Origin of the sequence: Hahella sp. HN01 (genome assembly GCF_018986435.1) — a bacterium.
In the GTDB taxonomy this organism is placed as follows: Bacteria; Pseudomonadota; Gammaproteobacteria; order Pseudomonadales; family Oleiphilaceae; genus Hahella.
On the sequence record NZ_JAHMIN010000087.1, the window covers coordinates 1 to 3358 of the forward strand.

General features: G+C 45.7%; 5 protein-coding genes and 1 pseudogene. 4 read left to right on the forward strand and 2 right to left on the reverse strand.

The window, feature by feature from the left end:
* Window positions 1-325: pseudogene (locus KP814_RS32025) on the reverse strand (transposase); the annotation flags it as partial.
* 91 nt (window positions 326-416) lie between these two features.
* On the opposite strand from KP814_RS32025, the gene KP814_RS32030 reads away from it, so the two are divergent.
* The 3 genes from KP814_RS32030 (at window position 417) to KP814_RS32040 (ending at window position 2480) form a co-directional block, all read left to right on the forward strand.
* Window positions 417-893: a hypothetical protein gene (locus KP814_RS32030; protein ID WP_216740593.1), complete on the forward strand. Its 477-nt coding sequence runs from the start codon at window positions 417-419 to the stop codon at window positions 891-893.
* Window positions 894-1246: 353 nt separating this feature from the next.
* Window positions 1247-2119: an RHS repeat-associated core domain-containing protein gene (locus KP814_RS33055; RefSeq protein WP_371824111.1), complete on the forward strand. Its 873-nt coding sequence runs from the start codon at window positions 1247-1249 to the stop codon at window positions 2117-2119.
* A gap of 4 nt (window positions 2120-2123) precedes the next feature.
* On the forward strand, window positions 2124-2480 hold the full coding sequence (locus tag KP814_RS32040; RefSeq protein WP_216740594.1) for a hypothetical protein: 357 nt from the start codon (window positions 2124-2126) through the stop codon (window positions 2478-2480).
* A 102-nt stretch (window positions 2481-2582) separates the two neighbouring features.
* Here KP814_RS32040 and KP814_RS33060 read toward each other — a convergent pair whose 3' ends face one another.
* Complete coding sequence (locus KP814_RS33060) at window positions 2583-2942, reverse strand: hypothetical protein (protein ID WP_253938799.1); 360 nt, start codon at window positions 2940-2942, stop codon at window positions 2583-2585.
* On the opposite strand from KP814_RS33060, the gene KP814_RS33065 reads away from it, so the two are divergent.
* On the forward strand, window positions 2934-3248 hold the full coding sequence (locus KP814_RS33065; protein WP_371824112.1) for an RHS repeat-associated core domain-containing protein: 315 nt from the start codon (window positions 2934-2936) through the stop codon (window positions 3246-3248). The two genes, KP814_RS33060 and KP814_RS33065, sit on opposite strands and share 9 nt — an antisense overlap.
* Window positions 3249-3358: the final 110 nt, after the last annotated feature.

The window sequence follows — 3358 nt, forward strand, 5'->3', positions numbered from 1 at the left end:
GTGTGAGAGTGCATAAAGGCGTACCTCACTTCACGCTTTTGGCGAAGTACGCCGCCGCTTTTTTTAACACGGCAAGCTCTTCCGCCTGTTCAGCCAACTGACGCTTCAGGCGGGCGTTTTCCTGGGCCAGTTGCTGTTCTGTTTCGCCCCGATCCTGCGCCAGCCGCGCTTTACTGCGCCAATTGTAAAGTTGTGACTCGTGCAGACCCAATTGCTTTGCGGCGGCGCTCATGCCGATACGTTGAGCTAGCGCCAGGGCTTCCGCCTTGTACTCGTCGGAATAACGTTGGCGAGATTTGGAGTTTGATGTTTTCTGTTTGGTCATAGTTCACCTCTGTAGCGTAGTGTACTCGCTTAACAGGGTGTCTATCATTGGTGGGTAGGATCATATATCCAGTATTTTGAGGCCCTAGGATATGGAAAGAAAAGAATTGCTACTAAATAGTGTTATTAAAATAGATCTAACTCCATATGCAAGATGTTTTGATCAGATTGATACAGTGGGGTTGAAAGGATTCTTATTTAATTATGATTGCAAAGAAACATTTGTATGTGTAGGTGGAGTAGGTGTTGTCGAATCGGTATCATGTTTTTTGGCTGGCGCTCATAAAATATTTTTATCTGAGTATGAAATGCACGGAGAAAAGGCTAAGGACATTGCTTCGGTTTTTGAGGGGGATATGAATGAATCGATAGCTAAGGCTAGGCTTATGGAGTCTAAGTCTGTTGAGGGTAGATTAAAGTATTGTGTAGGAGGTGATAATATAAAATCTCTTTGTGTTGATGTCTCTTCTGAATCTGTCAAAGAGGCAATATACTATGGCCCTAATGATGATCAGTTTCTTTTTATTTTGAGGGATGAAATATATTACGTTGATTGCTACCCTGGTTAGAAAGGGCCAATAACCCAGGTTGGCTATTTATAAAGAGTAAAGGAAAAGCTATAAAACGTGGATTAATAGAGTAAGTGTAGCACTTTGGATAACTTCAGGTGGATTAGAGGAGCGCCGGTAGTTTTCCCACTTTACCGACCAAAGTGAAGCTGAGATGAATTTCCGACAACTTGCCCAGAGACTGCGACTGTTCTAGTCACGGCGTGTCACGCATTCAGTGCGAAGAACAAACTGTTCGCGGTAACAAAAGCGGGCGCGACTACGAACTTCGGTTATAACCCGGACGGCATTCGCACCTGGAAAGCGGCGTAACCACAGACTTTATCGTCGACCAGAACCGCGACTACGCTCAAGTGCTGCAAGAAGTCGTCAATGGCGCCAAACAAGTCAGCTACGTCTACGGCGACGACCTGCTAAGCCAGGCAAGAGCCGGCGACGTCAGCTACTATGTCTACGACGGCCAAGGCTCCGTTCGCTCTTTAACAAACCAGACCGGCACCCAAACCGACAGCTACCACTACGACGCCTTCGGCATCCTGCTGCACAGCGAAGGTGACACCCCGAACAGCTACCTGTACACCGGAGAGCAATACGATGCAGTCCTGGATCAGTATTACCTGAGGGCGAGGTATTACGACCAGAACCAGGGGCGGTTTACGCAGATGGATACATGGATGGGAGTTAACTCCGACCCAATTACGTTGCATAAGTATCTTTATGCTAATGCTGATTCGGGGAATTTGGTTGATCCTAGTGGGAATTTCTCGATTGGCTCTATGATGAGTGCTGTTAATACTGCTGCGACATTAGCGAGCCGAGTGAAAACGGCGTATACAATTTTTAATTTGGCTACCGGTAAAGAAGAGCTGACAGCTAAGCAGATTGGAGCACAAATATTATTTAACCTAGTTGGTGGAAAATTTACTGGCCTATTTAGAAAAGGGTGTAATAGTTTTGATGCCGATACACTTGTTCACACAGAGCAAGGACTTAAGCCCATAACGGACTTGAAAATCGGTGATATGGCTCTTTCTTATAACGAAGTAACTGGCGAAGGTGCTGAGGTCGTTATTTTAGGCCCAGGGCGTTATGGTAGGTTGATAAAGACTGATAAAATGATTGGTTATGATGCTAAGAAAGGTTCTGTGACTCAGTATATGAGTGTTGTTACCAATGAAACAGGTAACATATTAACGGCAACGCCTGGGAAAATTGTAGGACTATAATATTATGGATATGAAAGTTCAGGCAGCAAAAGAAATAGTGTTCGAAATGAATGAGTTGTTTCATACTAGGAAGTTACTTGCGAGTGTGGTGTATGACCAATTGGAGGGTTTTGGGGTTGATATTGCTTGTTCAATATTGATCTCTTATATCCCTGATGATGTCAATGTGATTTCTGGAAGATTGATAAACCAAGAAGGGGTTGTATGCAATTTTGATATAAATTTAGCTGACGCCAGCAAGTCGGAGTTTGAAGAAGAAGGCGAGTTAAATTGGAAGCCCCCTCAGCATACTCGAAGCAAGCCATGGGATCATGAAGTCATAGCCAAGGAGCTTTTCGACACGTTGAGTAAATGTGGATAGAGTTTATGGCGTGAGATATAAAAATTTTACTAGTCCAAAGTGAATTTATAGGTGCGCAGAAATAGGTTATATTTACAAAGGCGGATTTATTTTCGCTTTTAGTCATGTTTTTTTGTTGAATTGTCCGGTTTTGTTGGGATGGGCCTTAACCGAGCGTAATGCCGTATCGTCAAACTCAACAAAAGTACCTACAGTGATGATGAAAATGGTTGCCGGTCGCAACAGGGCGGCGTCACCTACGCCTATGACGCCAACGGCAATACGCTGACGGAAACCGAAGACGGTCTGGTTAGCGCTCGTTACACCTACAGCGCGAAGAACAAACTCCTCGCGGTAACAAAAGCGGGCGAGACCACCAGCTTCGGTTATAACCTGGATGGCATTCGCACTCGGAAAGCGGGAAGCGGCGTAACCACCGACTTTATCGTCGACCAGAACCGCGATTATGCCCAGGTGCTGCAAGAAGTCGTCAACGGCGCTAAACAGGTCAGCTACTATGTCTACGACGGCCAAGGCTCCGTCCGCTCTTTAACAAACCAGACCGGCGACCAAACCGACAGCTACCACTACGACGCCTTCGGCATCCTGCTGCACAGCGAAGGAGACACCCCGAACAGCTACCTGTACACCGGAGAGCAGTACGATGTGTCATTGGATCAGTACTACCTGAGGGCGAGATATTACGACCAGAACCAGGGGCGGTTTACGCAGATGGATACGTGGATGGGGGTTACTAATCCGAAACAAAGTAGGCGAACACAGAAATAGTCTATATTCAAGCATGTCATGGACCCGACTTTAGATAAAGAGAGTGGATGCTATGCCCTCAAATGATGGAAGAAAGCTTGATCATAAAACACTAGAAGTCATTCGCATTC